The following is a 25,477-nucleotide window of genomic DNA, read 5'->3' as shown; positions in this document are numbered from 1 at the left end:
TGCTGGAACCTGATTCATTAATTGAATGACAAGCCGTCCCGCACAGGGGCGGCTTGTTTCATGATTTTGGCATAGAAAATATTGGGGGAGGGCATAAATAAGGGATGCGAGGGACGGTAGGATAGCGTGAAGAGGGGAGCGGGATATGAAGAATAACGTCGACAAGATCAATTTTCCTCAAGTTTTTATGATGTTTTCTTTGGCCAATGGTCTCGCCAGCCACGTCGTCGTGAATCCGATGATTCTGGACGCTTCGGGAAGAGATTCCTGGATTACGGCGCTCGTATCGGGCGGCCTGTTCCTGTTGTGGATGCCGCTCTTGTATTTCATTATGAAACGTTCCGGGCAGCAGCACTGGAAGTCATGGCTCTCCAGCCGCATATCGCCGATTGTAGCTTGGCTGCTTGTCATTCCTATCATTATTCAAATGTATATGATAGGCGGGATGACGACCATCCATACGGCTACATGGACGACGACCAATTATTTGCCCTTCACCCCCAAAATGCTGATGGTGAGCTTTCTCATCCTGTTCTGTGCCGCGATTACGTTGTGGGGCATTCGGGTCATTGCGGTTGTTTCCGGTATTCTGCTTCCGATCGTTACCATTCTTGGCATCTTCGTTAGTGCGTTTAACGGTCCCCATAAAGATTATTCACTGCTGAAGCCCATACTGGAGAATGGTGTACAGCCGGTCATGGACGGCGTCGTGTATGCGGGCGCCGGGTATGTAGAACTGCTGGCTATCATCCTGCTGCAGCATCATTTGAATAAAAAAATCAAGCTGTGGCAGCTGCTCGTATATGGCGCCTTTTCAACTATCATTACGTTGGGGCCTCTGCTTGGTGCAATTACGGAGTTCGGACCTGTTGAAGCTTCGCATCAGATGACTTCGCCCTATGAACAGTGGCGGCTTGTGCAGATCGGACAGTTCATCGAGCATCTTGACTTCCTGTCTATCTTCCAATGGCTTTCGGGAGCAAGCATCAGGATCAGCTTATCGGTCTATCTCTTGGTAGAATTGCTTCAGATCAAGCGCAAGCGGAGCAAATATTGGGCGATCGGCATCATCATGCTGAGCTATATCGTATTGACTCAGTTTAAGGTGAATGAGTATGCCTTCTATATATGGATGTACAAGTACTATATGCCGATATCGCTCATCATTCTGTTGGCATTATCGTTCATATGGATGCTTGTGGCTATGATTTGGGGATCTGCCAAAAAGGAGGAAGCGACTTGAGCAAGGGACACGAGAAGAGTGAGCCATGGACCGAGGAACGACTGCGGACATTGTTCGAGGGATCATCCGATGTCATTATCCAGACTTGCAGGTACGGGGGCCAGAGCAGTCCTGAGGTTGTTATGGTCTATGCGGATGGACTTACCCGATCGTCTGATATTGGCCGCTTCGTGCTTCCTGAGCTGAATCGAATCTACGCGGAATATGGATCGTTCTCTGATCCGATTGATCGTTTGTCGAGCGTGCTGCCAATCCATGAAGTAGAGGCTCAGACGGATGACGACTTGTCCGAGATTGTGTTCGATGGACAGCTTGTTCTGTTGTTTCTGGATAACGGCGTGATGGGGAATATGAGCATAGCGGACAAGCCGACGAGACAGCCGTACGAATCAAGCACGGAAATATCGGTCAAAGGTCCGAGAGACGGCTTTATAGAGGACATCACCGTCAATATTGCGCTAATTCGGAAAAGGCTCAGATCCCAGTCGCTCCAGGTAGAAGAGGTTATCCTGGGGCGGAGATCGCGCACGCGTGTCGGGCTGCTCTATTTCCGGGATATTATTAATCCGAAGATTGTTGAAGAAATTCGAAGTCGGTTAAGCACGATTGATGTGGACGGCATTATGAGCATAAGCCAAATTGAAGAGATGTTGTCGGATTCGACCTTGAAGCTGCTGCCGACCATGGACTTTACGGGACGTCCGGATTATGCGGTGAATAGCCTGCTGTCGGGCAGGGCTGTGCTTGTGGTGGATGGGCTTCCAATGGTATTGATCGCGCCAGCCGGCCTGTCACTCATTTTGAAATCGCCAGAGGATGCTCATTTCAATTACACCTACGTATCCTTCGCACGAATCATTCGGGGGATCAGCTTGTTTCTCTCCATCTTTCTTCCAGCGATATGGGTTGCGCTTATGTCCTTCCATCAGGATCAAATTCCGTTCCGCATGATGGCGACCATCTCCGTATCACGGCTTGGCCTTCCGTTATCATCGCATATGGAGATGTTCCTGCTTCTGACGCTGCTGGAGATATTCCGGGAAGCCGGTGTCAGGCTGCCTAGCTCCATCGGCCAGACACTGACGTCGATCGGCGGTTTGATTATCGGCGATGCTGCAATCCGCGCAGGGATGGTGTCGCCATCCGTCGTTGTCGTCGGAGCGATCACGGCAGTTTCGGGCGTAACGCTGGTCAATCAAACCTTAAGTTCGCAGGTTAGCATATTGCGATTTGTGTTTTTCCTCTTGTCTGCGCTGCTCGGCATGTTCGGAGTCATTCTCGGCATCGTGCTGCTTACCAGCTACATGGCAAGCTTGCGATCTTTTGGCGTTCCCTATTTGTCGCCATTGTCCCCTCTTAACGTGAAGGAGCTGGTTGTTTCCTTCCTCCGGCTGCCTTATAGCTTGATGAAGAAGCGGCCTAGCGTGCTTGATACCATTGATTCAGATAGTCAGAAGGGAGGGGGAGAGAAATGACGCGGGCTAAGCAGATTGGCATCTGCATCTTGATCTGCTTGCTTACCGGAGGATGCACCCGGTTGCCGGAGGTGCAAAATATGGCTTACGCGACCGCAATCGGCATTGATTACGTTGACGGAAAGTGGATTGCCTATGCGCAAATCCTCAATTTTGCCACAGTCGCCCGAACTGAACAGATCGCCTTGGGCAAGAGTTTTCCGGTTTGGGTAGGCGAGGGGCAAGGGGATACGCTGGCACTCGCGCTGACGGATGTCGGCAGAACAGCGCAGCTTCGAATGTTCTGGGGGCATGTCAAGGTAGCGGTGATGTCAGAGAGTGCGATGAAAATGGGGGTTAACAACATCTATGGAACGGTGAACCGGTATCGGGAGGTTCGCTACAATGTGCTCGTCTATGGCACCAAACGTCCGATCAAGGATATTTTAACGAAGAAATCGATTTTGAATTTGTCGCCGCTTGATACTGCCATGTTCACTGCGTCGCAGATGAGCTCTGTGCAATCGATCGTACTCCCGGTTACCGGCAATCAGATTATTGCCTATTTGAATGAAAAAGGGCAGGCTGCTTATATACCGTCCATCGACTTTGATTCTGTGGATTGGACGGAGGATAAGAAGCCTAAGGAGATGTTCATGATCTCCGGCGCCTACTTCTTCCGCGATATGAAGATGACTGGCTGGATGTCTACAGATGAGTTGACCGGGGTTAGATGGTCCGATGAGCGGCTGGAGCGTACACCGATAGAGGTGGACAGGGACGGCGAGGCAGTGGCGACTATCATGTTCGAGCATCCAAAGATGCGCATTCGCCCGTATATGGAGGATGGAGAGCCCAAATTTGATATTCGGGTAGATACCGATGGATACGTCATGGAGATGGTGCAAGATACCGATCTGAAAAAGCTGACGCATTATGCAGAGGAGGATATCCGCGAGGAGATCGAGCTGACCTACCGGAACGGTTTGAGCATGAAGTGTGATCCTTTCGAGCTAGGCCAACTATTATATCGAACCAAGCCGAAGGAATTCGGCCGAATTACGGCCGGCAAGCCGAATTTTTTGAAAAACGATTCCATTAAGAAAATTGATGTTCGCGTCCATCTGATGACGACAGGCAAGTATAAAGGAACCAAGCCTTGAATGAGGAACCACATGTGATGGATACGGACAGCCGCATAAATGGAGCCTGGTGCAGAAATGGCTTTTCAGCATAAATGGAGCCCGCAACCCTGATAAGCTTTACCCAAGAAGCTGGATACAGGCTATATAAGTCCAGGCAAAGGGGGGCAGACGGGACGCGGGTTCTGTTTGTGGATAGCTGATTTAGCGGGAGGCCTGCGCGCTTCACTTTCTTTCTGCCGGCCGATTATGTTGCATCATTGCCGGATATCCGATATATTGCATATGAGTGAATCAGACTGAGGTGGTTATGTCATGCCAGTACCAAAAAACTTTGCAACACCGGCCAGATTATCGGCCAAGGAGCGGGCTTTTGCCCAAATCCAGCGCTGGATTATAGAAGGAACGCTGCTTCCCGGCGAGAAGCTGATTGACGCCGAGCTTGCCGAATCTCTAGCGGTCAGCCGGACGCCGATTCGGGAAGCCTTTCAGCTCCTTGAGATGCAGGGGCTGGTTACGCTGCAACCGGGCAAGGAGACCAGAGTTACGAATATAGAACGCGAGGATTTGCAAAAGCTGTATCCGACGCTTGCGGCGCTCCATGCGCTGGCAGCAGAAAGCGCGGCGCAGCTTGTTACGCAGGAGCAAATCGAGCAGTTGAAGGCGCTGAATGCGGAGTTCGCGCAGGCGATTGAAGCCGGTCAGCCTTATCCCGCCATGGAATTGGACGAGCAATTCCATAATCTCATTGTTGAGCTTTGCGATAATAGTTATGTGGCATCATTCAGCGCCTCGCTGCAAATTCATATCCGCAGATTCAAGTATGTATTCTTAAAGCAGCCAATCGCGGCTACGCTGGCTTCCGTCGAGGAGCATACGAAGATTATAGAAGCGTTGGAGCGCCGTGATTCGGATGGAGCGTCCGAGTGGATGAAGCGGAATCTGATCAGACCGATGCATGAGCTGGATGCGGTCATGTAGGGCAGTGTCGAATGGACTTTTGAATACAAGCAGAATAAAGAATCCCGGCGTTTCTATCCAACGCCGGGGTTCTTTTTCGTTGTGGGTGAGGCGGGCTATATGTAGCTTTTCCATAACACATCCTCAGCCGGACGTCTTGGGCTGGGCATGGGGTCGTTAGCCGGGTAGCCGATGCGGAATGTAAAGATGTTATGCAAGCCCGGGAGCGGAATCAGCTTCTCCATAGCCTGTCTGAAGCTGGGTGCAAGGTTCATGGCTTGCTCCCGGTCTATTCGTTCATTCGGCTGATTCATCGGCTGGATTGCCCATCCGTTCGCAGCCGCCCACAAGTGCATGCGCTGAAAGACGCGGCCGGCCTTAATCAGACTGCTGCGATCCCGATTCGGGATGAGCAGGCATGCGAATGCGCCGGCAGTCGGAACCTGCGTATCCCTTGTCGACTTGAGCCAATATTGATTGGATGTAGATTCGGATACCGGGAACAGCTTGCCGAGTGCCCGTGTGAGCGGTGGGCTGCCGGTTGCATCTAGTGTTGTGCCATCCTTCATGGCATGAAGCACTTCCCGGTCATGGCGGTACCAGCGATGGCTGTCTCTGGACTGTTCAGCATCCGAAATGATAGCCTCCGTAGCGCTTATAATGATGTCGCCCATCGTTGACCTCAGCGGCTCGTCCTGCAGCCATGCAAGAGTGACCTTCTCATCCGGGTGAATGAGTCCTTGCAAGGAAGTAAGCAAATTTGGAGGCAGCTCTGCTTTCTGCTGAAAGGCGGAACGGTCGGTATGTCTGGACGGGATGGCCCGGTAGAGATCGGAGATGCTCTTCTCTCCGGGCGTTAATACGATTCTGGCGACATGAATTTGATCATGCTCACCGGACATCAGTATTACCTCAGGTGTATAGCCGTTGGCGCGTGCTGACAGAGTCAAATTCTCCAGAGCGCAGCCAAGGCTGATATCCATCTCACGAAGCATAGGGTCCATCGAGCCCAAGTTTCTGGACACATCGGCAAAGAGATCGATGGCATCATCCGTGATGCGGAACAGCCAAGGCTGAGCATTATGCGCATTGGCGGCAAGAATGGCTGCCTTGATTAAGGGCATGGGATGAGGCGCCTCTTCCATGGCGCTATCCCAATCCCGCCAAGCTTCATAGGCAGGGCCTTTCCCTGCGGAGAACACGCCTTGATCGATTGCCTTCCATACGGTGCCGCCGGAGACGACGACGGCACCCGCCAAGGCAGCTTTGAGAAAGGTACGGCGTGATACTTGCGGTTGGGCGGTGGTTTCTTTAGGATCCATTTTCATCATCCTCCTTAGCATGCGACATATGAGGCGCCAGCAATGTCTCGATGAGAGAGACGCCTTTGGCAAATTGCTGCTCGTTAATCTCCACGCCATTCATCTCCAGGAAGGATAGCCAGTTCATAGCGATCATCCAGCAGACGGTCAGCGTCTGCTCGATATGGGCATCATCGCGAAAGGAATGGAGCACGCCTGCGGCAATGAAGCGCTTGGCAAAGTCGCCTTGCTCAAGGAAACGCTGCTTCGTCATGGCGATATGGCGGCTCTTCAGCTCCTCATCCTGCTGGAACAGAGCGATAGCTTCCCGGTAGAAGAAGCGATAACGCCAGAGCAGCTCGAAATTGTCATGCAGCTTGCTCTGCAGATCAGCAAGGCCGGGCTCGCGGTCGGAAGGGAGCTCCCATACGGCATTCCAATCGGTATACATAGCGTCCATAATAGCGCGGATGATAGCCGCTTTATTGGGATAGTGGTAATAAAGATTGCCGGGGCTGATGCCGGCTGCATCGGCGATATGGTTGGTCGATACGGGTCCGGTTCCTTCCGTGTTGAACAACCCGATCGCAATATGCAGGATTCGTTCTTTTGTGCGGCTCATGGGTTACCTCCATTTTAGAGTAATTACTCTAATTCAAAAATAGTGTATCCTATTTCGGGCTTCCATGCAAGCTCAGGCAAACAAAAAGCAGCCTGCCGAATCGATGATCGATTCGGCAGGCTGTTTTAAAAGGGGGATAGAGGGGGAGTGGTTAGCCTTCTGTGCCGGTAGCGGCTACGCACTTATACTTCTGTTTTACGACGTCTCTCCATGCAAAGTCTGCGCGCTCCATTGATTTGATGAGCAGCTCGGCTGTTGCGATGTTGGTAGCAAGGGGAATGCATTGCACATCGCACAGGCGCAGAAGCGCGATAATATCAGGTTCATGCGGCTGGGCGACAAGAGGATCGCGGAGGAAGATGACCAGATCGATTTCGTTGGATGCGACCATAGAGCCTATCTGCTGATCGCCTCCAAGCGGGCCGGACTTCAGCCGGTTAACGGCAACATTGCTTTCCATCATGATGCGCAAGCCCGTCGTGCCGGTGGCGTAGATGTCATGCTTTTCGAAAATATGCTTGTAGGCGATAACAAAGTTGACCATCTCGTTTTTCTTGGAATCATGCGCGATTAAGGCAATCTTCATGAAGCACCGCTCCCTCTTGGCATGGAGTCGTGTCGATCGACCGCTCCGTTCTGTAACGTATATGTTATATAATATAACATAATATTCGAAAAATGAAGTGTTATTTTTCAATTGTGTTAGATATTCTGACATTGAAATGATTATGCCTTTCCAATCAGGATCAATAGGCTGCTACGCCGCCGGAAAATTGACGATCGCTAACCGCTTCCAGATATTGAAAGCGGTTAAAAGATAGGCTAGACTAGGAAGGACGAGCGTTTCATGATATGGAATGCGCGGGAAGCGGCAGCCGATACATCGGATGAGGCCCGGCGTTCGTGGAGGTTGGGGAATGAACGAATGAATGTATGGACGAGCACGTTTTTGGAATCGATTCAAGTGGTGAAGGAGCACTTGAGCGGTGAATATTTATTTCTATTAACCGATGATAAAGGCGAATTGCTGGCCATGGATAACAGCGCGGAGATGAAGGATCTGGTTGAGCAGACTCCGATAAAGCTAGGTCTTGTGTTCACCAGGGAAAATTGCGGCGTCAATGCCATCTCCGAGGCGATGGAGCGGCGCAGCTCCGTCTACTTGAAGCCAGAGGAGCATGAAAGCCCCTTCTTCCAAAAGTGGCATTGCTACGCGATGCCGATGATGGCGGGCGACGTGCTGCTCGGCTATCTGGACGTCTCTACCGTCGATGAAGAGCTGAAGAGCGAGCTCATTGCGATTGCCAAGCTGATCTCCATGCATATGCGCAGCATTCCCGATATTGAGAACGAGATGAATAAGCCGGTATTGACCGATCGGCAAATTCATGTGCTCAGACTTATCTCGGAGGGACAGACCGTAAAGTCTATTGCGCATAAGCTGAAGATAAAGGAATCGACGGTGAATCACCATAAGAAAGTGATCTTTGAGAAGCTGGGCGCGCAGTCCAGTACGGAAGCTGTCAGTATTGCGGCCAGACGAGCTTACTTCTGAGAGGGCCGCTATATAGAAGCAGAATAGAAGCGCCGCTTGGGCCCTCCGATTGCCGGGGGAGCCTTTTTTAGTTATACGTGCTAGGATGAGACTATTAGTTGAAAGCTGGCTGGGGGGATGACAAGGTGGGTTATATGGAAGAAGTCACAAGAGAGCTGTACGATTATCGTCCGCCGCTGACGAAGCGGGATGATTTTGATTCGTTCTGGCAAGAGACGCTGGAAGAGGCGCGGCAGGTTCCGTTGCAACTGGAAAGAGCGGAGCTGGCCTATCCCATTAGGGGAGTGAAGGTATACGACATCGCCTACAAGGGAATGGATGATACTCGCATCAAGGGCTGGCTGTTGCTGCCGCGTAGAGATTCTGGAGAACGGCTGCCGTGCCTGATTCATTATCATGGCTTCTCCCATAACCGGGGTGAACCCTCCGATTTCATGCATTGGCTGATGTTGGGGATGGCTGTGCTATCCATCGATTGCCGTGATCAAGGTGGCGGGACGGGCAATCACGCCCATTATTCTCACGGCTTCATGAGCAATGTCGCAAGCAAGGGGATATATGACAAGCGGGAGTATTATTACCGCAGCGCTTATATGGATTGCTTGAAGGCAATTGACTTTGCCTGCGTGCAGCCGGAGCTTGATCCGGAGCGTATCGTAGTGGAAGGCGGGAGCCAGGGCGGCGCGCTGGGCATGGCTGTAGCGGCGCTGGACAGCCGGCCCAAGCTTGCGATGGTCGATGTGCCGAGCAACAGCAACCTGACAGCCCGCGTAGAGGGCAATCACGGGGCGTTCGCCAGCATAGCCGACTATTTGAAGAAGCATCCGGAGCAGACGAATGTTGTGATGGATAACCTGAGCTATTTTGACACGATGAACATGGCCGATAAAATCAGTTGTCCCGTACTCGCATCCGTTGCGCTCAAGGACGAGACTTGTCCGGCACGGATGTACTTTGCCACCTATAACCGGATTACGAGCGACAAGGAGATTGTCATCTATCCGTTCAATGGGCATGAAGGCGGCGGCTCCAGGCAGAGGGAGAAGAAGCTGGCTTATCTGGCAGAAATGTTCGGGGACTGGTTCCATTGATGGCCGCTGGTAAAAAATGAGTTAAATTAAACTGGCCACTCCTCCGTTTTCATTCATTGGTTATGATGGATGAGTAATGATGATCGGAAGAGGGGCGGTAATGATGATCGAAAAGCTGGATCGCACTTCCTATGAAGGAATCGTTGCGGATACCTATGATATATGGTTCCCGGGAGAGAGCTTCGAAGATACGGCATTCTATGAAGCTTGCATGCGGGAGGCGCCGGGGCTTGCGCTGGAGATCGGATGCGGTACGGGCAGGCTGCTGTTGCCATACTTGAAGAAAGGTTACGAAATTCACGGTATGGAGCCTTCGCCCCGGATGCGCGAGCATTGCTTGGCCAAAGGAGAGAAGCTTGGCTTGTCCCCCGTCTTGCATGATCAGTTCATGGAACGTATGGATTTGGCGGATGTCTATCGCACCATATTCATCCCTCTGGCGTCATTTATGCTTGTGACGGCAAGGCAAGAGGCCAAGCGCGCGTTGAAGCTGATGCATGTACATCTGGAAACTGGTGGTCAGCTCATTATTCCGCTGTTCATTCCGAGGGAGCAGCTCTCCGTCTCCAAGAAGGAATGGTCGGTCAGACGTGTTGGCGAACGGGAAGACGGTGCCGCCATTCTGTTGAACCAAGCTTCGGAGATTCAATTCAACGAACAGGTGCAAGTGCAGTGGAATCGTTACGAAGTATACGAGAACAGCGCTCTTGCAGAGACGTATTTCTCCGAGACGCGTCTTCGCTGGTATTATCGCCACGAGTTTCAAGCGATGCTGGAGGATGCTGGTTTCAAGGATATTGCGGTATATGGCGGCTATGACCGCAGGCCGCTGGGCCATGACGGTACGTTTATGATTTTCCGTGCGTGGAAGTAGGGGATTGAGGCCTATGAGCAGATGACATTCTTCTTCATAAGACGAGCTTGGCATGTCGATTTTTTTATTGCCAGGATGTAGCAATACAAGTATGCTGAAGGAAGTAATGTCAATCTCTCACGGGACGGGTGAAGCGGTATGGGACAAGGAAAGGCGATCAATTCGCCGTGGATGTATGCGTTCGGCATGCTGGCGATGATGATTCCCAGTCATGCGTTCAGCACGTTTTACAGCTATTATTATGTAGATAAGCTTGGGCTGGGCCTTGCTCTGGCTACGCTCGCCAGAACAATCTTCATGATCTGGGATGCAGTGAATCAGCCGCTGGCCGGCTACTTCTCGGACCGGACGAACAGCAGGTACGGGCGCAGAAAACCTTGGATTTATGCGGCGATACCTTTGTTTATGATTGCCTTTGTGTTTGTATTCAGCGCACCGGACGGCATGAGTCAGATGGGGCTGTTCACCTGGTTCCTTATTGCCCTTCTGTTCTATGAGGCGATTGCGACGATTCTATGGGTTAATTACGGCGCTTTATTCCCGGAGTTGTTCCGCGGGGATACGATTCGCAAGAAGGCATCCGCTATTCAGCAGGGTTATCAGATCGTGGCTATTTTGATTGGTTCTGCTGTTGCGCCGATTCTGTTCAACGCGCTTGGCTTTGGAAACATGTCGATCATCTTCGGCTTGATGTTTGTTGTGTTTATGATTCTATGTATGCGCTTCACACAGGAGGATACAGCCTATCGCGATACACCGAAGATGGGATTGAAGGAATCATTTGCCGCCACGCTGACGAATAAGCCGTTCTGGATTTTCAATATCTCCAATTCATTCGCCCAGACGGTCAACGGCTTGCTAAGCTCCATGATTCCGTTCTACGCGAAGTATGTGCTTCGTGTGGATGAGAATATGGTTACGTTTCTGCTTGCGTCCATCTTCGTGTCGGTTATTCCGCTTGTTGTTGTCTGGTTCTGGATTATTAAAAGATTGGACCCTGTCAAGGCATGGCGCTTGTCGCTGCTGGCCTATGCGGTGTCGGTCATTCCGCTCTGGTTCGGCAGCACACTGCTGGGCGGCATTCTAGCCGGCATTATCGTCGGCTTCGGACTGGCGGGCTTCCTTGTCACGCCGCCTGTCGTCAATAGCTTGATCATCGACCGCGACTTCGCGGAGACAGGGCGCAGGCGCGAGGGCGTCTACACGGCAGTCAGCGGCTTTATTACGCGCTCCAGTGGCCTGATCTCTGCGCTCGCTTTCCTCATTGTGGGCATGATATTCGGTTATGAGAGCGGGGAAAACCCGGGTAATGATCCTGAGACGACATTCCGCGTATTGATCTCAGTTGTGCCATTGCTGCTGCTTTTGGTATCCTATATCTTATCTTATTTTGTTCGATTAAGAGGTGACGAGGATGTCGGCCATCACGGATAAAGCGCAGCAAGACGACCTCATTGCGGCGGCTGTGGCCTTTGCCAAAGCATTTCATGAGAAGGATGATACAGGGCATGACTGGTGGCATATCCACCGCGTGTCGAAGATGACGGAGCGGCTTGCCGATGCGGAAGGTGCGGATCGGTTCGTAGCGCTGCTTGCCGCGTTGCTGCATGATGTGGCGGATGAGAAGCTGAACGATTCGAAGGAAAGCGGACTGCGCCGGGTGCAGGACTGGCTGGAGAGCCAACCTGTTGCAGCGGAGGATCGCAGGCATGTAATCGAGATTATCTCGACGATGTCATATAATGCGGGGCTGAACCCGCCGATGCGCACCTTGGAGGGCCAGGTGGTACAGGATGCGGACCGGCTGGATGCGATCGGGGCGATTGCGATTGCAAGGTGTTTCCTGTATGCGGGCAAGATTGGCGATCCCATCTATGATCCGGGCATTAAGCCGCGTGATTCGATCACAAAGGAGCAGTACCGCAACGAAGGCAGTACGGCGATCAATCACTTTTATGAGAAGCTGCTGAAGCTCAAGGATCGGATCAATACGCCATCCGCCAAGGCGATTGCCGAGGAGAGGCATCGCTACATGGAGCAGTATGTCGCCCAATTTCATGCGGAGTGGGACGGACTTCTCTAGCTTTGTTGCATGCCCTTGTTCGGTTATGATAGGGTAAACAAAGCAACGATTATGGGAATAGGGGTATACATCATGTACGAAATTACGATGGATTTGGTCACCGACTGGATCAATACGGTCAAGGAAGTGTTGAACAAGTCCGGTTATGTGCTGGAGGATGGATTATCGTATGAGGAGATCGCACTTCGCTACTTCCTTCATTCGCAGCCAGAGGATGTAGCCGAGGCGCTTGCGGCCGATACGATGCGGAAGCTGCGGGAGATGGAAGAGATCATTATAAGCCATATGGACTCCACAATCGTACCGGATATACGAACGCGGACCCGCTATGAAGGCAATGCCTTCCACTTCAGCTGGGTGTACAATGAAGGCGAGCATATTATTGAACTGAATTCGGAATACCGGATTCCGCTATAAGTTAAGGACTCACAAAGCCTATCCTTGTTAGGCTATTGTTACCTATTAGTTGGAAGAGACCGTTTGGCGGGAAGCGCCGGGCGGTCTCTTTGTCGTGGGTCGGCCGCTGGCGTATTCGAAGGGCCTGCGCAGGAATTACAGGAGGCTGGCTGATTAGCCCATCCAACTTCGGGGTATTCATGGCTAACAAAGGAAAAGGAGGTCATGACGATGAAGGGCAAAAAATGGCTGTTTGCGGCAATCGGTATGGGTGCGACTTATTTGCTGAAGAACAAAACGGCACGCCAGAAGATCGGTCACGCGCTCCAATCATTTTCTCGATCTAAAAAATAATGGGTTCGCTGTTTCAAACTGGCGGAATAGGGTTAAGGAAGATCAAGCAAGTCGTTGCAGGACCTTCGGAACCGGCGGCGGCTTGCCAACTAAAACGAAAGAGGTGCATGTCCATGAGTCAAACAGATACGGCATACCGAACAGGTGAATATGTTCAGCAAGAAGGCGACTATATTTGCGAAGCAGGCCGCCGCACTGCGCTCAAGGAAGGGGATAAGTTTCCGTACTGTCCCGTGACCGGCCTCGATACGAACTGGTATTACGCAGTATAACATTAACTATACGTTCTCCAAACCCCCCTCATAAACATGCGGTCCTTAAGCCCCCCTGCTTAAGGACCGTATGTTTTTTTGTGATGTCCGCCATTAGGCTGCAGCCCGTGCAACCCTTTACTATTTCTTAACGCCTGCATAATATGCCGTTTATATTCTCCTCTCATAATTGGAACTAATTCTGCTAGACATTTTGTATTCGATTTGGAGGAGATTGTGTTGAAGAAAAAAGCAGTACGCGCTATTCTCGCAGGCTGTATGGCATTATCCGTATTATCCGCATCGGCGGTATCCGCTGAAGATGTGACTCCCGTCAAAGCCTCCCCATCGAAGAATTTGATTGTGCTCATCGGCGATGGCATGGGTCCTGCGCAAGTGAGTGCGGCACGCAATTATCTTATGTACAACAAAGGTATCGATCACCTGACGCTGGACAGCATCTACGTCGGACAAGCGACGACGTATGCAGACCGCGGCGAAGACGGCGGCACAATCGTATCGGGCGTCGTAACGGATTCCGCTTCCGCAGGTACGGCCTTTGCAACAGGCAACAAGACATATAACGCGGCAATTAGTATTTCTAATGAAGATGTAGCTGTTCCATTCGCATCTGTCCTCGAAGCGGCTGAGCTGTCGGGCAAAGCGACTGGCCTCGTCACTACGGCGCGTATTACGCATGCTACACCAGCTGTATATGCATCACATGTCAGAAGCCGCGACAATGAAGTGGCAATCGCTTCGCAATATTTGGAGAGCGGCGTAGACGTGCTTCTGGGCGGCGGCAGCTCTTTCTTCCTGAGCAAGGATGAGAAGGGCAAACGCTCCGACAAAAGCATTATCGCGGACTTCGAATCGAAGGGCTACGACTATGTGACGGATAAAGCAGGCCTTAACGGGCTGGGCGCTGACAATGGCAAAGTGCTTGGATTATTCGGCGGCTCCCATGTCTCCTACGTGCCTGACCGTACGGATGCGGTGCCAACGCTAGCGGATATGACGAACAAGGCGCTGAGCATTCTTTCGAAAGAAGAGAAAGGCTTTGCGGTCATGATCGAAGGCGGGCGCATCGACCATGCTTCCCATGCGAATGACTTCCCGACGACAGTTCAAGAGGTGCTTGATTTCGACGCAGCCGTAAAGGTTGCGCTGGATTTCGCGAAGAAGGACGGCAACACATCCGTTGTCATTACGGCTGACCATGAGACTGGCGGCTTGTCCCTGTCCCGCGACAACATTTACGAATTGAATCTGGACCTGTGGGATCAGCAAATTAATTCGTCTGAATTCATCGCAGGCAAGCTGAAAGAAGCCAAAACGATTGAAGAAGTGAAGACAATTGTACATGCCAACACATGGATTAAGGACTTGTCGGATGAAGAAGCGGCATACATTCTGGCAGGCGATGGTTCTTCCTATGCACAGGAAGGCGGCTACAATGCGGTTATTAGCAAAAGATTGCTGATTGGATGGAGCGGCCATGGCCACTCCGCAGTCGATGTAGGCGTATGGGCGTACGGACCAATCGCTGATCTGGTGAAAGGCCAAATCGACAATACGCGCATCGCAACGGCTTCCGCTGAAGTCATCGGTGTAGACCTGGCTGATGCAACGGCTAAGCTGCAAGCCAAGTACCTGTACCCGAAATTCAAAGTTACAAGAGACGGCCAAGTGCTGTACCCGGCCAAAGCGCTTGCTGAGACACTTGGAGCGAAAGTGGTATGGAATGAGTCGAACCGTACGGCATCGATTACGCATAACGGCAATACGATTGCGGTTAATCTGGACAGCAAGCAAGTAACCGTTAACGGTGCTGCCTCCAATCTGGCGAGCGACGTGGACAACGGCAAGCTGTACCTGCCGCTTGAAGCTTTCAACACACTGACTGGCCAAAAGATGACCTGGGACGTCTTATCCGAAAGAATCGTGAAATAAGCATTCGCTTCGCTTGAAGGAATGAGATCGCAAACAGGGGAGCGTTGCTCTCCTGTTTGCTGTTTGGGATGAATAAGCAAGGTGAGGTCAGGGAGGTTCGGGCATGGCGGACATGATTAAGGTAAAGGGCTTGCAGAAGTCATTCCCTCACCAGCAAGGCGCACAGCTCATTATTGATATTGAAGAGTGGGGCGCTCAAAGCGGTGATGCGATTGCATTGCTGGGTCCAAGCGGCAGTGGAAAAAGTACGTTCCTCCACTTGTTAGGCGGCGTGCTGTCTATGGACAAAGGGATTCTTGAGGTTGGCGGGCATGTCGTAAGCGGGATGAAGGAGTCGGAGCGGGATGCATATCGGGCCGGAATGGTCGGCTATGTATTTCAAGACTTTTATTTGGTGCCATCGCTGACGGTGAGGCAGAACGTCGAATTGGTGCTGCCTCGTTCGATGGGAAAAGCGGAGCGGATGACACTGCTGGAGGGATGGTTCGAGCGGGTAGGGCTCCGAGAGCGGATGAACCAGCTGCCTTCTAAGCTGTCTAGAGGCCAGCAACAGCGGGTGGCCATTATCCGGGCGATGATTAACCGCCCCCCGCTTATATTGGCGGATGAACCAACGGGAAGCTTGGATTGGGAGACGGCTGCTGACATTATGGGGCTTCTATTGGATGTATGCGCGGAGAGTGGCTCTACGCTTGTGACGGTGACGCATGACCGCCATTTGGCGGAGCTGTTCAAGACGAGGCTCGATTTTGCGAGCATCAATAAATGTTTGGGCGGTATTCAGCAGCCTCCTCTGTCGACGGGACGTTCCGTCGTTGGAGCCGAGGGGGTGCGGGTGTGAGCGGATGGATGTATGTATGGAGCAACGTGAAGCATCGGGGATTTCTGACGGTATTGACCGTTATTGCGGTAACCGTGACGGTAGCCCTGTTTTCGCTGTTGCTAATGAGCAAGGACGGCGTCGAGCAAGGAGCGAAAAAAGGGTACGGGCCGTTCGAGCTGGTTATTGGCGCGGACGGAAGCGAGTCTCAACTCGTCTTGAACACCTTCTACCGGGTGGGCGCCCCTACGGGCAACATCCCGCATCGGTTGTTGGAGGAAATTCGCGAGAGCGGGGAAGCTGATGCCGCATTCGGTATGACCACTGGCGACAGCCATAATGGATTCCCGATTGTGGGCATAGATCCCGCTTATTTTCTGACGCGCTACGAGGATCGCAGCTTGGCTACCGGGAAGTTGTACGGCGACCTTGGAGAAGTGACAGTCGGGGCTGCTGTAGCCAAGGCGCTGAATCTGAAGGTCGGAGACACATTCAGCGGGGCGCATGGACTGGTCGCCCATGTGGATCTGAGCGACCTTGATGAGGACGGATATGAGGAATCCGTTGATGAGCATCATGCGGAGGAAGAGTATGCGGAAGCCCTACATTCGGAGGCTGATCATGCCAATGAAGGAAATGGGGATTTTGCCGCTGGCTCGGATAGTCATGGGGATGCGCATGCAGAGACCGAACATTCCGAGGCTGAACACGCCAGTGAAGGGCATGAAGAGTCTGCCGCTGGTTCGGACCATCATGGGGATGCGCATGCAAGCTTTGTTTATACCGTGGTCGGCATATTGCCCAAGTTGAATACGGCGGATGACCGGGCAATCTTCACGACCATGGATTATGCCTGGGCTGTTCATGAGACGAATGAAGCTCAGCGTGAAATTACGGCGATCATGATTAAGCCGGAATCGCTGATGAGCGCACAGACACTGAAGCTCCAATATGACGCTCTTGACAACGTTCAGGCGGTTTATTCCAGCAAGGCAGTTGCCGATGTGCTGAATGTGGTGGATAGCGGCTCGCAGCTTTTGATGATCGTTATGTTGATTTGCGCTCTGTTAGCAGCTTCGACGCTGTTATTGGCACTGATGTCTTCTATTCAAGAGCGCAAGCGCGATGTGGGCTTGCTTCGATTAATCGGTAAATCGAGAGCTTATATTCTTTCTTGTCTGATTGGGGAAGGTGTAGCACTCACGGCGGCGGGTATTGTGCTGGGCTTTTTAGTAAGCCGGCTGGCAGCCTTGTGGCTGGGCGATTACTTGTTTACGCAGACGGGGGTTCAATTGCAACCGCTGCAGATGGCAACGAGTGAATGGCAATTGATTGCAGCCGCTTTGCTGCTGGGTATCGCTGCATCCATCGGACCGGCATTCCGTGTGTACCGGACAGATGCGCTTACTCTATTCAGAAACTAAGGAGGGAATGGGATGATTAGTTATCGTAGGCGTGTTGTTCGTGCCAGTATCGGATTACTGGCTGCAATGGTCATGCTTAGCGGCTGCGGAGCGGCCAAGACTGTGACTGGTAATACAGGCTCCTTCGGTGATGCTGTAGTTGCTGAGGTTGGTGGAGATGCTGTTAGAGAAAATTCGGTTATCGGTGAAAAGGATGGCAGGAGCAGCGAAGATCGTCAAGCGTCCAACTCTATTGAAAATACTCAGACGGCGGCTTCTGGCGGAAATCAGCAAACAGAAGCCAAAGAGCAAGTCAAGAATGAGGGGAAAACAAATGAAACGACTGCGACTCTTCTAGATGACGATAGTACGGGAACGGGAAGCAGTCAGACAGGGACTAAAGTTGGTGAAAAGAATGAGGGTACGAGTAACAGCGGGAAGTCTGCTGGAGCGGGTGCGAATGTTCAGACTGGAGCACAGCCGGATTCGGGCAAGCCGGAGCTCCCGAGCGGGGCTTCGGATAATAAAGGTACGACATCAGTTGGTCAAAAGACGAATCAAGGGACAACTGTTGCATCGGATGGTTCAAATGGCAAAGGGGCAAGCGGGCAAGGTAGCTCGGCTTCTTCGAATGGTTCGAATCAGGAGCAACCGGCCAAGTCTGGAGCAGACGGGAAATCGGATGCAGGTGCAGGCAAAAAGCCAACGTCTGCGGGAGGCTCTTCCGGCAAATATCCGCAAATTGGATGGAATGAATTTTTCGATAATGAGGAGCAGACGACGCCTTCTGACCGGTTCTGGGATTTGGCTGATGACCGGAAGACGGTTCAAATTAAAGGCTTTATGGGCGAGGTGCTTTCCTTCGACCAGAATTGGTTCCTGCTCATACCGGAGCCAGGCGCGGAGTGTCCGTTCGATAACGGGGATGAGACGTATTGGAACAAGATTATGATCGTATTCGTCAAAGATGGCTCCAAGCTGCGTTACACGAACAAGCCGCTCAAGCTGACGGGCCGTTTGGATGTCGGCGTCAAAGTCGACGAGTCCGGCTACAAAACGATGTTCCGCCTATATGATGCCAAGTTCGAAGAGATTAAGGAGTAGGGAGCGAGCTGCAAGCCGAGAAACTCGGCTTGGAGCGCCCTCCGAGCCACGCGCACATGCTGCAAGCCGAGGAAGTCGGCTTGGAGCGCCTGCCGAGCCGCGCGAGCATGCTGCAAGCCGAGAAACTCGGCTTAGAGCGCCTGCCGAGCCACGCGCACATGCTGCAAGCCGAGAAACTCGGCTTGGAGCGCCTGCCGAGCCGCGCGAGCAAGCTGCAAGCCGAGAAAGTCGGCTTAGAGCGCCTGCCGAGCCACGCGCACATGCTGCAAGCCGAGAAAGTCGGCTTGGAGCGCCTGCTGAGCCGCGCGAGCAAGCTGCAAGCCGAGAAACTCGGCTTAGAGCAGCCGCCGAGCCGCGCGAACAAGCTGCAAGCCGAAAAATTCGGCTTGCAGCTCTCGCCGGGCTGCACACGCTCAGCCGGAGTGCGCCAGCGAGCTGCACAGCCGCCCGCTTTGCGAACATTTAGCAGGATTGGTTGAAATAAGAAGGTCCGAAAAGTTGACAGGGAGTCATGAAATCTGGCATACTGGCGAAAGATAATTGATATATCAACTAAATGAGGCGGTATGCGATGAACGAGCAAGGGACGGAGCATGTCGGCGTGATCATTCATACGATAGACCTTGAAATTACGAATTACTTGAAGCATCGGCTGGGCCAATATCAGCTGGCGCCCGAACAGCATCTGGTGATGGCGCTCCTGCTGAAGCAAGAGGGCTTGACACAGATCGAGATTGCGGACCAGCTTCGCAAAGACAAGTCCGGCATGACCCGTATGCTGGCCAGTCTGGAGAAGAAGGGCTTTATCAAGAGGCAAGGCTGTCCGAATGACCGTCGATGCACGAAAGTATATTTGACAGATGAAGGCCGCTCGCTTAGCGGTTATATCGATATGATCACGAAAACGACGAGGGAGCTGTTCGAACGGGGTTTCACGAATGAAGAGCAAGAAGAGCTTATTCGCTTGCTTACGAAGCTTCGCGAGAATGTGCAATTTGCCTCTCAGATGCCGCAAGGCTAGCAGTCTGACCCCTTTGGTTGATGTATCAACTAGATAAACTATTTTGGAGGGAAACAAGATGAAAGTAGCAGCAATTATCGGTAGCGTGCGCAAAGAATCGTACAACCTGAACCTGGCGCGTCATATGCAAAAACGCTACGCAGGCCGTCTGGATATTGAAATTGTAACGCTGAACGAAGTTGAAATGTACAACCAGGATATCGAAGCAGTGCCGCCGACAGGCGCTCAATCGGTTATCGATAAAGTGAAACAAGCGGATGCCGTGTTATGGGTAACGCCTGAATACAACGGCTCGATCTCCGGCGTTCTTCATAACATGATCGATTGGCTGTCCAGAGGAGAGAAAGTGCTAGTTGGCAAGCCATCCATGATCGCAGGCGCATCGATGGGTCAACTAGGTACGGTAAAGGCGCAAATGCATCTGCGCGACATCCTGTTCGCTCCTGGCGTGAACTCGCCGCTGCTGCCTGGCAACGAAGTGTACGTAGGCGCAGCTCATGAGAAATTCAACGCTCAAGGCGAACTGACACATGAGCCGACGATCGCGTTCCTTGATCAAGTTGTGAACAACTTCATCAAGTGGCACAACCGCCATTCGAAAGGCTTCAACTAATAACATGGGTAAGCAAATCCCCCGCCCACTCGCACAGGATTGTGTAGAGTGGGCGGGGGATTTTTTTGACCGCTTCAAACCGTTCTACTGTCCTTGCTCGTCTTGCTGTTCGGAAGCGAAAGCCTGGATGCTGTTTTGGCGGCGCTCATTTTTCTCCTGCAAGTTTTGTTTCTCTACAGTCGAAATCTCTTCAGCGTGCTCAGCCAAGTACTGGTTGGTTTCCTGCACGTTTTGCTCTGTGTTGTCGATATGCTGCTGCAGATGCTCTGCATTATCAGAGCGATTGTCCGGTTTTGCCATGTTCAATTCCTCCCATTCGTTTCAAAATCCTCCTTTAGAATGAACTGCAAACGCTGCTCTTATACGTAGATGGGCTGAAATTTAGTCTGATGCCATACGCACGGGCAAGAGATTCTGGATCTATTTGCTTGAATCCTTTTCGGTCATACATCCTACCTGTACAAAAGTATAGCTGCCTAACTTCTTTTAAAATGGTAAAATTGTAATTATTAGGTTCTATTTCTACAGGGATGCTGTGCATCATTTTGCAGCAATAATATTTGCAATCACTCATAACGAACCTGACCAGACCACACGGAGAGGTTTGTTTTTATTTTCGGTTCGTTTAGCCGATTATATATTTAGAGGAATTTGGGTGTATCATTACGAACATAGAAGAAGAGGGATTTTATGACATAGGGGCAAGGGGTCCATTTTCCTCAAAATAAACAGGCCGTTGCTTGATGTGTATGGTAACGATACCAAGGGTCACGCTGGAATTGCATTACTATGGATTGATCAGTTTGCTAGGATTGCCAAGAAGACCTTCGGGAATAGAAGTCGTTCGAATGAGGCGTCATCATTCAATAAACAGGGGAGCAACTAACCATGAATTTTTTGGAGCAGCTTGCGTATGAATGGTATTCGTATTCGGGATATTTCGTCAGAAGCAATATTAAATATGATAAGCGTCCAAACGGAGGATATGGCGGGGAGATGGACGTGGTCGCGTTTGATTATAAATCCAATAAGCTGATTCACATAGAGGCTTCCATGGATGCCGATTCCAATGCGATACGCGTGGAGAGATTTACCCGGAAGTTTGCGATCCCGATTGAAAAATATAATCTTTATCTCCATACGGAAGTGTCAACGGTGGAACAAATTGCGATTGTCGGCACCGCCAAATCTACGATTGATTTCGGCAACGGCATCAGGCATGTGACCATTCCGAGCTTCCTGAACTACATCACCAGGGAGATAAAGGATATCGACCCGATGAAAGCCGAGATTTCGGAAGGCTATCCGATCCTGCGGGGCATCCAATTCTCGAATTATTATTTGTTCAGAGAATGATCTAAACGGAGTGAACAGGCCAACGATATAGAAATAACGAACAAACCCGCGATTCGGTTAAGCGAATCGCGGGTTTTAATATAGAACCCGATACGGTTATGCTTTTATACACATTCAGGTGCAGTGAATCGGTACCTTAGACCATCCCGTTTTTCCTCATAAAATAGTCCATCGCCTGCTGCAGCCATTGATCTTCCTCAGGAGTGAACGGCGAGGGCATCATCGCTTCCAGCACCTTCAGCTGATCCTCATTAATCTCCGATAGCACCGTCAGATCCTGGACGTTATCGGTGCCAACATAATTCAAGCTGGTGTTCAGCTGTTCTTGCATGAGGGCCTGAACCTCCGCATCGTCGACCGGCCGGCCGAAGAGGCGTCTGACTTCATGAACAATGTCCACATATTGTTTGTCGAGCTGCTCCTGCTCCTCGAGAGGTCTATCGAATAGTCCGTTGACCATACCAGGCTCCAGAAATTGCTCCAGCCATTCACGCTGCTCATTTTCAGTCTGAATGCTTTGAATGATACTGATCATAATAGGGCTGTCGACTTCCTTTTTGTCCTCGAGCAAGGTCGTTGCCCTGGTAATGGCTTTGATTGCAGCATCGATCCGCTTGCGCTGGGCCTCCAGCGCTTCCTTCTGCGCGAAGAATGAGTCCAGCAAGCTGGTGTCGAAGCGGGGATGCCGGAGCAGGGTTTGGATATCCTCCAGACTGTAGCCCAGAAATTTCATCGTTACGATTTTTTGCAGTATGACAATATCGTCATCTCCATAATGCCGATGTCCGCTATGCGGGTCTTTGCAGGCTTTCAGAAGCCCGATCTCGTCGTAATAGTGAAGTGTCCGAATCGATAGGCCTGTCAGCTTCGCAAACTCTCCCACCGTGTAGGGCTTGGACTCCTTGGTCATGTTCATCCGCCTTTCCTTTATCGGGATTGTGGTATGAACCCATCTTATCTCCTCACGTAACGGAAGGCGCAACCCTTTGGTTTGCGGGGCGAGTCTTGCGTACGGAACGAAGCAGCCATAAGCAATAAACGGCGATAATCGCCAGCACGATATAGTCATACAGATGCGTGCTTGGTTCGTTTCCCGTCATGTTAATAAAATTATGCAAGCCATGAAAGAGAATCGTCAGCAGCACCGCTCTATGCTTCGCGACGAGCAGCGCCAGCATGAAGCCGATGCCAAATGCGTATACGATTTGGAGCAGCGTATCCTCCAGCGACTGGCCGCCAAGCGCTTGCAGCGCATGCGTAATGCCGAAGAATACACTGGAGATGATGACGGCGTACATAATGCCCTTATGCGCGAACACCCGCATCAGAATGCCGCGGAACAACGTTTCCTCCACGAATCCCACGAGCAGAAGTTGGGTAAGCAGAAGGTAGACGAAGGTTGAAGCTGGCGCTGCCGCAAAGCCGTTATTGGAAATGAGCAGCACAATCAGGATAAGCAAAAGGGGCGCGTAATCGAGCCACTGCCTTCCTTTGATTGCGGATATCCCGGTCAGGTAATAGGTCCGGGCGCGATTCTTGCGAATGAGAAAGAACAGCAGGAACAGGGCGAGCGGGATAAATCCAAGGAAAGGTGCGGCCGGATGCGTAAGCTCGGCAATGGACACATAAGCGCTGCCGCCTGCGACAAAGATAATGAGAGCCAGCTCGATCCATAGCAGAATGAGATAAGGTCTTTTTGCGATAGGTGTTTCCGTACTGGTCAGTTGCATCAGAATTCCCTCTTTTCGATAAGTTGCTTGAGCCAATCCAGCTCCATACGGTAAAATTGCAGGCCGTAGTGCATGACGGACATGCGGTAATAATAATCGTCTTTGTTCGGTATTTGGGTCAGCTCCTGTGCGACGATCCGCTCGACGGCTTCAATGCGCGACAGCACCGCAGTTTGTTCATGCATGAATAGTCCAAGATTCCGCACCCGCATATCCTGATCCAAATAATCATAGAAAAAAATCTTCACCAAATATTCGCGCCGGTTCGATTGCAGGGGCTCCCGCAGCCAGCTAAGGAAGCTCTGCCGCCCAGCCTCCGTTAATTCGTACAGCTTTTTGTTTTTGCTGTTGTTCGTTTCTTCCTCGGTCACCATGCCGCCTTCGACAAGCCGCTTCAGGGCGGGATATAAGCTTCCGTAGCTGATAGTAAAGTAGAGTCCGACGGTTTGCTCTGTCGTTTTCTTAATATCGTAGCCGCTCATCTTGCCTTCCATTAACATGCCAAGGATCACTTGTTCAACCATAAAAGTCCTCCATATATCGTGATGATATATCAATTTGATATATTAAATATAATTCTTATGTTAAAGGATGTCAATCACAAATTTGAAAAATGGAAAGAACGCCCTTACGGAATGAGGGGTATGGTAAAATGTGCTGTAGCGGGACCACATACAAAACTATGGTGAATTGAGGGCAAAGGAGCGGTGAGATGAAGGGGCCAAATTTCAGTATTGAAGGCAAAATCGCCATTGTGACGGGGGCGAGCAAAGGAATCGGTTACGGGCTGGCGCAAGCGCTGGCGGCTGCCGGAGCAAAGGTGGCGGCGACAGCGCGCAAGAAAGAGGATCTGGCATCATTAATGGATGAGATCAAGGAAGCCGGAGGGGAAGCGGCGGCTTATGCGCTGGATGTGCGCAATGTGGCTCAAATCAAAGAGGTATTCGGAGAGATTGCGGCCGACTTCGGACGCATTGATATTTTGGTCAACAACGCAGGGCTTGGCGAAGGAATGCTGGCAGAGGATGTGACGGAGGAATATTGGGACGCTATGCTCGACGTTAATCTGAAGGGCGTCTTCTTCTGCTGTCAGGCGGCGGGAAAATATATGCTGGAGCAAGGCTATGGCAAGATCGTCAACGTCAGCTCCCAGGTTAGTATCGTCGGTATTCCGGAAGGTGTGGCTTATTGCGCGTCGAAGGGCGGCGTGAATCAATTAACCAAGGTGCTGGCACTGGAATGGTCGAGCCGGGGTGTCAATATTAACGCGGTTGGGCCGACGTTCATCTATACGCCGGGAACAGCAGAGAGGCTCGATACCCCGGACTTCCGTGCGAATGTGCTCTCCCGCATTCCGGCTGGGCGCATCGGATCGATTGATGATGTGGCTGGCGCGGTTGTTTATCTTGCCTCACCTGCCGCAGACTTGGTAACAGGAACATTGCTGCTGGTAGACGGCGGCTGGACATCGCAATAGGAGGAGAACAACAATGGCAATGGAGCAACTTATGTTTGTTGAGATCGGAATGGGCATTGATCTGCATGGGCAAAATGTGACCAAAGCGGCGATTCGAGCCGTGCAGAATGCAATCCATCATAATTCCATGCCGGGCATTCGCACCGTCTTGCCTGACGGGGACTTGAACCGGATGAAAGTGAATGTTCGTCTGGCTGTGCCTGCCGATAAGGATAAGCTGGACCTTGAAGCAATAAAGGAGAAGCTACCCTATGGCCTGGTTACGTTCGAAGTGGTAGATGGAGGCATGCTGACGACAAGCGGCATTGTGCTTCCAGACAAGCAAGATGCCAATGATCTGGCTTATGTCGTCATTGCCTCTGTAGAGGTAGGGTACTAGCGCTCAAGCAGTCTTACAATATTGTCATGCAACTGAAAGCTAGATCAATGGTTGTCATCTTCATCTTCCTATAAGATAGACTCATAGGCCAAGGACAAAGGAGATGACAACATGGACAAGCGCATCGTAAGAAGTTTTGCCATCGTATTGGGCTGCCTGTTAAGCATTGTCTTTACCGGTCGCAACAATACCCAGTTCGCACAGGAACAGCAGCAAGGCGCAGAAGGCGTTTTACTATAAATAAAGCAGCTATAAGCAAGCCGGTCCGCCTTTGATGATGCGGACCGGCTTTTAT

General features: G+C 51.4%; 30 protein-coding genes. 23 read left to right on the top strand and 7 right to left on the bottom strand.

Annotation, left to right across the window (positions count from 1 at the left end; genetic code table 11):
• Positions 1-145 precede the first annotated feature (145 nt).
• From ACFVSO_RS02870 to ACFVSO_RS02855, 4 genes are all read left to right on the top strand, one after another.
• Positions 146-1,243: a GerAB/ArcD/ProY family transporter gene (locus ACFVSO_RS02870; RefSeq protein ID WP_387469889.1), complete on the top strand. Its 1,098-nt coding sequence runs from the start codon at positions 146-148 to the stop codon at positions 1,241-1,243.
• Positions 1,240-2,718: a spore germination protein gene (locus tag ACFVSO_RS02865; RefSeq protein ID WP_387469887.1), complete on the top strand. Its 1,479-nt coding sequence runs from the start codon at positions 1,240-1,242 to the stop codon at positions 2,716-2,718. The genes ACFVSO_RS02870 and ACFVSO_RS02865 overlap by 4 nt, the downstream gene beginning before the upstream one ends.
• Positions 2,715-3,860, top strand: a complete 1,146-nt coding sequence (locus tag ACFVSO_RS02860; RefSeq protein WP_387469885.1) for a Ger(x)C family spore germination protein — start codon at positions 2,715-2,717, stop codon at positions 3,858-3,860. Before ACFVSO_RS02865 ends, ACFVSO_RS02860 begins: the two co-directional genes overlap by 4 nt.
• Before the next feature lie 294 nt (positions 3,861-4,154).
• Positions 4,155-4,820: a GntR family transcriptional regulator gene (locus tag ACFVSO_RS02855; protein WP_387469883.1), complete on the top strand. Its 666-nt coding sequence runs from the start codon at positions 4,155-4,157 to the stop codon at positions 4,818-4,820.
• A 95-nt stretch (positions 4,821-4,915) separates the two neighbouring features.
• Here the strand turns inward: ACFVSO_RS02855 and ACFVSO_RS02850 are convergent, their stop codons facing one another.
• The 3 genes from ACFVSO_RS02850 to mgsA all read right to left on the bottom strand — a co-directional run bounded on the left by ACFVSO_RS02850 (position 4,916) and on the right by mgsA (position 7,308).
• Complete coding sequence (locus ACFVSO_RS02850) at positions 4,916-6,121, bottom strand: Acg family FMN-binding oxidoreductase (protein WP_387469881.1); 1,206 nt, start codon at positions 6,119-6,121, stop codon at positions 4,916-4,918.
• Positions 6,111-6,722 carry a TetR/AcrR family transcriptional regulator gene (locus ACFVSO_RS02845; RefSeq protein WP_387469879.1) on the bottom strand — a complete coding sequence of 204 codons (612 nt, stop codon included), beginning with the start codon at positions 6,720-6,722 and terminating at the stop codon, positions 6,111-6,113. Before ACFVSO_RS02845 ends, ACFVSO_RS02850 begins: the two co-directional genes overlap by 11 nt.
• A gap of 151 nt (positions 6,723-6,873) precedes the next feature.
• Positions 6,874-7,308: a methylglyoxal synthase gene (gene mgsA, locus ACFVSO_RS02840; RefSeq protein WP_387469877.1), complete on the bottom strand. Its 435-nt coding sequence runs from the start codon at positions 7,306-7,308 to the stop codon at positions 6,874-6,876.
• A gap of 261 nt (positions 7,309-7,569) precedes the next feature.
• On the opposite strand from mgsA, the gene ACFVSO_RS02835 reads away from it, so the two are divergent.
• The 15 genes from ACFVSO_RS02835 (at position 7,570) to ACFVSO_RS02765 (ending at position 20,240) form a co-directional block, all read left to right on the top strand.
• Positions 7,570-8,277 (top strand): helix-turn-helix domain-containing protein, encoded by a 708-nt coding sequence (locus ACFVSO_RS02835; RefSeq protein WP_387469875.1) that lies wholly within the window; start codon positions 7,570-7,572, stop codon positions 8,275-8,277.
• Between the two features lie 98 nt (positions 8,278-8,375).
• Positions 8,376-9,368: an acetylxylan esterase gene (locus tag ACFVSO_RS02830; RefSeq protein ID WP_387469873.1), complete on the top strand. Its 993-nt coding sequence runs from the start codon at positions 8,376-8,378 to the stop codon at positions 9,366-9,368.
• Positions 9,369-9,468: 100 nt separating this feature from the next.
• Positions 9,469-10,242 carry a class I SAM-dependent methyltransferase gene (locus ACFVSO_RS02825; protein ID WP_387469871.1) on the top strand — a complete coding sequence of 258 codons (774 nt, stop codon included), beginning with the start codon at positions 9,469-9,471 and terminating at the stop codon, positions 10,240-10,242.
• Between the two features lie 138 nt (positions 10,243-10,380).
• Positions 10,381-11,676, top strand: a complete 1,296-nt coding sequence (locus ACFVSO_RS02820) for an MFS transporter (RefSeq protein ID WP_387469869.1) — start codon at positions 10,381-10,383, stop codon at positions 11,674-11,676.
• Complete coding sequence (locus ACFVSO_RS02815; protein ID WP_387469867.1) at positions 11,657-12,325, top strand: HD domain-containing protein; 669 nt, start codon at positions 11,657-11,659, stop codon at positions 12,323-12,325. The genes ACFVSO_RS02820 and ACFVSO_RS02815 overlap by 20 nt, the downstream gene beginning before the upstream one ends.
• Before the next feature lie 72 nt (positions 12,326-12,397).
• A complete protein-coding gene (locus ACFVSO_RS02810) occupies positions 12,398-12,742 on the top strand; it encodes a hypothetical protein (protein ID WP_387469865.1) in 345 nt (114 codons plus the stop codon).
• 210 nt (positions 12,743-12,952) lie between these two features.
• The gene (locus tag ACFVSO_RS02805) at positions 12,953-13,075 is read left to right on the top strand and encodes a hypothetical protein (RefSeq protein ID WP_387469863.1); all 123 of its coding nucleotides are present in this window, start codon (positions 12,953-12,955) and stop codon (positions 13,073-13,075) included.
• A gap of 113 nt (positions 13,076-13,188) precedes the next feature.
• The gene (locus tag ACFVSO_RS02800; RefSeq protein ID WP_387469861.1) at positions 13,189-13,347 is read left to right on the top strand and encodes a hypothetical protein; all 159 of its coding nucleotides are present in this window, start codon (positions 13,189-13,191) and stop codon (positions 13,345-13,347) included.
• A gap of 258 nt (positions 13,348-13,605) precedes the next feature.
• Positions 13,606-15,279 carry an alkaline phosphatase gene (locus ACFVSO_RS02795; RefSeq protein WP_387470541.1) on the top strand — a complete coding sequence of 558 codons (1,674 nt, stop codon included), beginning with the start codon at positions 13,606-13,608 and terminating at the stop codon, positions 15,277-15,279.
• A 103-nt stretch (positions 15,280-15,382) separates the two neighbouring features.
• Positions 15,383-16,120 (top strand): ABC transporter ATP-binding protein, encoded by a 738-nt coding sequence (locus ACFVSO_RS02790; RefSeq protein ID WP_387469859.1) that lies wholly within the window; start codon positions 15,383-15,385, stop codon positions 16,118-16,120.
• Positions 16,117-17,523, top strand: a complete 1,407-nt coding sequence (locus ACFVSO_RS02785) for an ABC transporter permease (RefSeq protein WP_387469857.1) — start codon at positions 16,117-16,119, stop codon at positions 17,521-17,523. Before ACFVSO_RS02790 ends, ACFVSO_RS02785 begins: the two co-directional genes overlap by 4 nt.
• 12 nt (positions 17,524-17,535) lie before the next feature.
• Positions 17,536-18,606, top strand: a complete 1,071-nt coding sequence (locus ACFVSO_RS02780; RefSeq protein ID WP_387469855.1) for a hypothetical protein — start codon at positions 17,536-17,538, stop codon at positions 18,604-18,606.
• 56 nt (positions 18,607-18,662) lie between these two features.
• Entirely contained in the window at positions 18,663-19,085 is a 423-nt protein-coding gene (locus ACFVSO_RS02775; RefSeq protein ID WP_387469853.1) for a hypothetical protein, read from the top strand.
• 92 nt (positions 19,086-19,177) lie between these two features.
• The gene (locus ACFVSO_RS02770; protein ID WP_387469851.1) at positions 19,178-19,627 is read left to right on the top strand and encodes a MarR family winged helix-turn-helix transcriptional regulator; all 450 of its coding nucleotides are present in this window, start codon (positions 19,178-19,180) and stop codon (positions 19,625-19,627) included.
• A gap of 58 nt (positions 19,628-19,685) precedes the next feature.
• On the top strand, positions 19,686-20,240 hold the full coding sequence (locus tag ACFVSO_RS02765; protein ID WP_387469849.1) for an NADPH-dependent FMN reductase: 555 nt from the start codon (positions 19,686-19,688) through the stop codon (positions 20,238-20,240).
• An 84-nt stretch (positions 20,241-20,324) separates the two neighbouring features.
• Here ACFVSO_RS02765 and tlp read toward each other — a convergent pair whose 3' ends face one another.
• On the bottom strand, positions 20,325-20,540 hold the full coding sequence (gene tlp, locus ACFVSO_RS02760; protein WP_387469847.1) for a small acid-soluble spore protein Tlp: 216 nt from the start codon (positions 20,538-20,540) through the stop codon (positions 20,325-20,327).
• Positions 20,541-21,128: 588 nt separating this feature from the next.
• On the opposite strand from tlp, the gene ACFVSO_RS02755 reads away from it, so the two are divergent.
• Entirely contained in the window at positions 21,129-21,596 is a 468-nt protein-coding gene (locus ACFVSO_RS02755) for a hypothetical protein (RefSeq protein ID WP_387469845.1), read from the top strand.
• A gap of 136 nt (positions 21,597-21,732) precedes the next feature.
• Here the strand turns inward: ACFVSO_RS02755 and ACFVSO_RS02750 are convergent, their stop codons facing one another.
• The 3 genes from ACFVSO_RS02750 to ACFVSO_RS02740 are packed head-to-tail and all read right to left on the bottom strand — an operon-like array spanning position 21,733 to position 23,850.
• A complete protein-coding gene (locus ACFVSO_RS02750) occupies positions 21,733-22,506 on the bottom strand; it encodes a MerR family transcriptional regulator (RefSeq protein ID WP_387469843.1) in 774 nt (257 codons plus the stop codon).
• Between the two features lie 52 nt (positions 22,507-22,558).
• Entirely contained in the window at positions 22,559-23,326 is a 768-nt protein-coding gene (locus ACFVSO_RS02745; protein WP_387469841.1) for a CPBP family intramembrane glutamic endopeptidase, read from the bottom strand.
• On the bottom strand, positions 23,326-23,850 hold the full coding sequence (locus ACFVSO_RS02740; protein ID WP_387469839.1) for a PadR family transcriptional regulator: 525 nt from the start codon (positions 23,848-23,850) through the stop codon (positions 23,326-23,328). The genes ACFVSO_RS02745 and ACFVSO_RS02740 overlap by 1 nt, the downstream gene beginning before the upstream one ends.
• A 188-nt stretch (positions 23,851-24,038) precedes the next feature.
• Between ACFVSO_RS02740 and ACFVSO_RS02735 the strand changes: the two genes are divergently transcribed.
• The 3 genes from ACFVSO_RS02735 to ACFVSO_RS02725 all read left to right on the top strand — a co-directional run bounded on the left by ACFVSO_RS02735 (position 24,039) and on the right by ACFVSO_RS02725 (position 25,422).
• Positions 24,039-24,803 carry an SDR family NAD(P)-dependent oxidoreductase gene (locus ACFVSO_RS02735; protein ID WP_387469837.1) on the top strand — a complete coding sequence of 255 codons (765 nt, stop codon included), beginning with the start codon at positions 24,039-24,041 and terminating at the stop codon, positions 24,801-24,803.
• 19 nt (positions 24,804-24,822) lie between these two features.
• On the top strand, positions 24,823-25,182 hold the full coding sequence (locus tag ACFVSO_RS02730; RefSeq protein ID WP_387470539.1) for a Lin0512 family protein: 360 nt from the start codon (positions 24,823-24,825) through the stop codon (positions 25,180-25,182).
• A 111-nt stretch (positions 25,183-25,293) separates the two neighbouring features.
• Positions 25,294-25,422 (top strand): hypothetical protein, encoded by a 129-nt coding sequence (locus tag ACFVSO_RS02725; RefSeq protein ID WP_387469835.1) that lies wholly within the window; start codon positions 25,294-25,296, stop codon positions 25,420-25,422.
• The last annotated feature ends 55 nt before the right edge of the window (positions 25,423-25,477 follow it).

The sequence above is a fragment of the Paenibacillus sp. NPDC057967 genome (assembly GCF_042887015.1).
In the GTDB taxonomy this organism is placed as follows: Bacteria; Bacillota; Bacilli; order Paenibacillales; family Paenibacillaceae; genus Pristimantibacillus.
This window is presented reverse-complemented; position numbering and strand designations above follow the sequence as displayed.

Excerpts from the sequence above, each read along its gene's own strand:
- tlp (WP_387469847.1), bottom strand. The coding sequence starts at position 20,540 with ATGGCAAAACCGGACAATCGCTCTGATAATGCAGAGCATCTGCAGCAG.
- ACFVSO_RS02825 (WP_387469871.1), top strand. The coding sequence starts at position 9,469 with ATGATGATCGAAAAGCTGGATCGCACTTCCTATGAAGGAATCGTTGCG.
- ACFVSO_RS02820 (WP_387469869.1), top strand. The coding sequence starts at position 10,381 with ATGGGACAAGGAAAGGCGATCAATTCGCCGTGGATGTATGCGTTCGGC.
- ACFVSO_RS02745 (WP_387469841.1), bottom strand. The coding sequence starts at position 23,326 with ATGCAACTGACCAGTACGGAAACACCTATCGCAAAAAGACCTTATCTC.
- ACFVSO_RS02810 (WP_387469865.1), top strand. The coding sequence starts at position 12,398 with ATGTACGAAATTACGATGGATTTGGTCACCGACTGGATCAATACGGTC.
- ACFVSO_RS02770 (WP_387469851.1), top strand. The coding sequence starts at position 19,178 with ATGAACGAGCAAGGGACGGAGCATGTCGGCGTGATCATTCATACGATA.
- ACFVSO_RS02795 (WP_387470541.1), top strand. The coding sequence starts at position 13,606 with ATGGCATTATCCGTATTATCCGCATCGGCGGTATCCGCTGAAGATGTG.
- ACFVSO_RS02870 (WP_387469889.1), top strand. The coding sequence starts at position 146 with ATGAAGAATAACGTCGACAAGATCAATTTTCCTCAAGTTTTTATGATG.
- ACFVSO_RS02765 (WP_387469849.1), top strand. The coding sequence starts at position 19,686 with ATGAAAGTAGCAGCAATTATCGGTAGCGTGCGCAAAGAATCGTACAAC.
- ACFVSO_RS02815 (WP_387469867.1), top strand. The coding sequence starts at position 11,657 with ATGTCGGCCATCACGGATAAAGCGCAGCAAGACGACCTCATTGCGGCG.
- ACFVSO_RS02800 (WP_387469861.1), top strand. The coding sequence starts at position 13,189 with ATGAGTCAAACAGATACGGCATACCGAACAGGTGAATATGTTCAGCAA.
- ACFVSO_RS02790 (WP_387469859.1), top strand. The coding sequence starts at position 15,383 with ATGGCGGACATGATTAAGGTAAAGGGCTTGCAGAAGTCATTCCCTCAC.
- ACFVSO_RS02845 (WP_387469879.1), bottom strand. The coding sequence starts at position 6,722 with ATGAGCCGCACAAAAGAACGAATCCTGCATATTGCGATCGGGTTGTTC.
- ACFVSO_RS02725 (WP_387469835.1), top strand. The coding sequence starts at position 25,294 with ATGGACAAGCGCATCGTAAGAAGTTTTGCCATCGTATTGGGCTGCCTG.
- ACFVSO_RS02850 (WP_387469881.1), bottom strand. The coding sequence starts at position 6,121 with ATGGATCCTAAAGAAACCACCGCCCAACCGCAAGTATCACGCCGTACC.
- ACFVSO_RS02730 (WP_387470539.1), top strand. The coding sequence starts at position 24,823 with ATGGAGCAACTTATGTTTGTTGAGATCGGAATGGGCATTGATCTGCAT.
- ACFVSO_RS02860 (WP_387469885.1), top strand. The coding sequence starts at position 2,715 with ATGACGCGGGCTAAGCAGATTGGCATCTGCATCTTGATCTGCTTGCTT.
- ACFVSO_RS02740 (WP_387469839.1), bottom strand. The coding sequence starts at position 23,850 with ATGGTTGAACAAGTGATCCTTGGCATGTTAATGGAAGGCAAGATGAGC.
- mgsA (WP_387469877.1), bottom strand. The coding sequence starts at position 7,308 with ATGAAGATTGCCTTAATCGCGCATGATTCCAAGAAAAACGAGATGGTC.
- ACFVSO_RS02835 (WP_387469875.1), top strand. The coding sequence starts at position 7,570 with ATGATATGGAATGCGCGGGAAGCGGCAGCCGATACATCGGATGAGGCC.
- ACFVSO_RS02780 (WP_387469855.1), top strand. The coding sequence starts at position 17,536 with ATGATTAGTTATCGTAGGCGTGTTGTTCGTGCCAGTATCGGATTACTG.
- ACFVSO_RS02750 (WP_387469843.1), bottom strand. The coding sequence starts at position 22,506 with ATGACCAAGGAGTCCAAGCCCTACACGGTGGGAGAGTTTGCGAAGCTG.
- ACFVSO_RS02775 (WP_387469853.1), top strand. The coding sequence starts at position 18,663 with ATGCTGCAAGCCGAGGAAGTCGGCTTGGAGCGCCTGCCGAGCCGCGCG.
- ACFVSO_RS02735 (WP_387469837.1), top strand. The coding sequence starts at position 24,039 with ATGAAGGGGCCAAATTTCAGTATTGAAGGCAAAATCGCCATTGTGACG.
- ACFVSO_RS02805 (WP_387469863.1), top strand. The coding sequence starts at position 12,953 with ATGAAGGGCAAAAAATGGCTGTTTGCGGCAATCGGTATGGGTGCGACT.
- ACFVSO_RS02855 (WP_387469883.1), top strand. The coding sequence starts at position 4,155 with ATGCCAGTACCAAAAAACTTTGCAACACCGGCCAGATTATCGGCCAAG.
- ACFVSO_RS02755 (WP_387469845.1), top strand. The coding sequence starts at position 21,129 with ATGAATTTTTTGGAGCAGCTTGCGTATGAATGGTATTCGTATTCGGGA.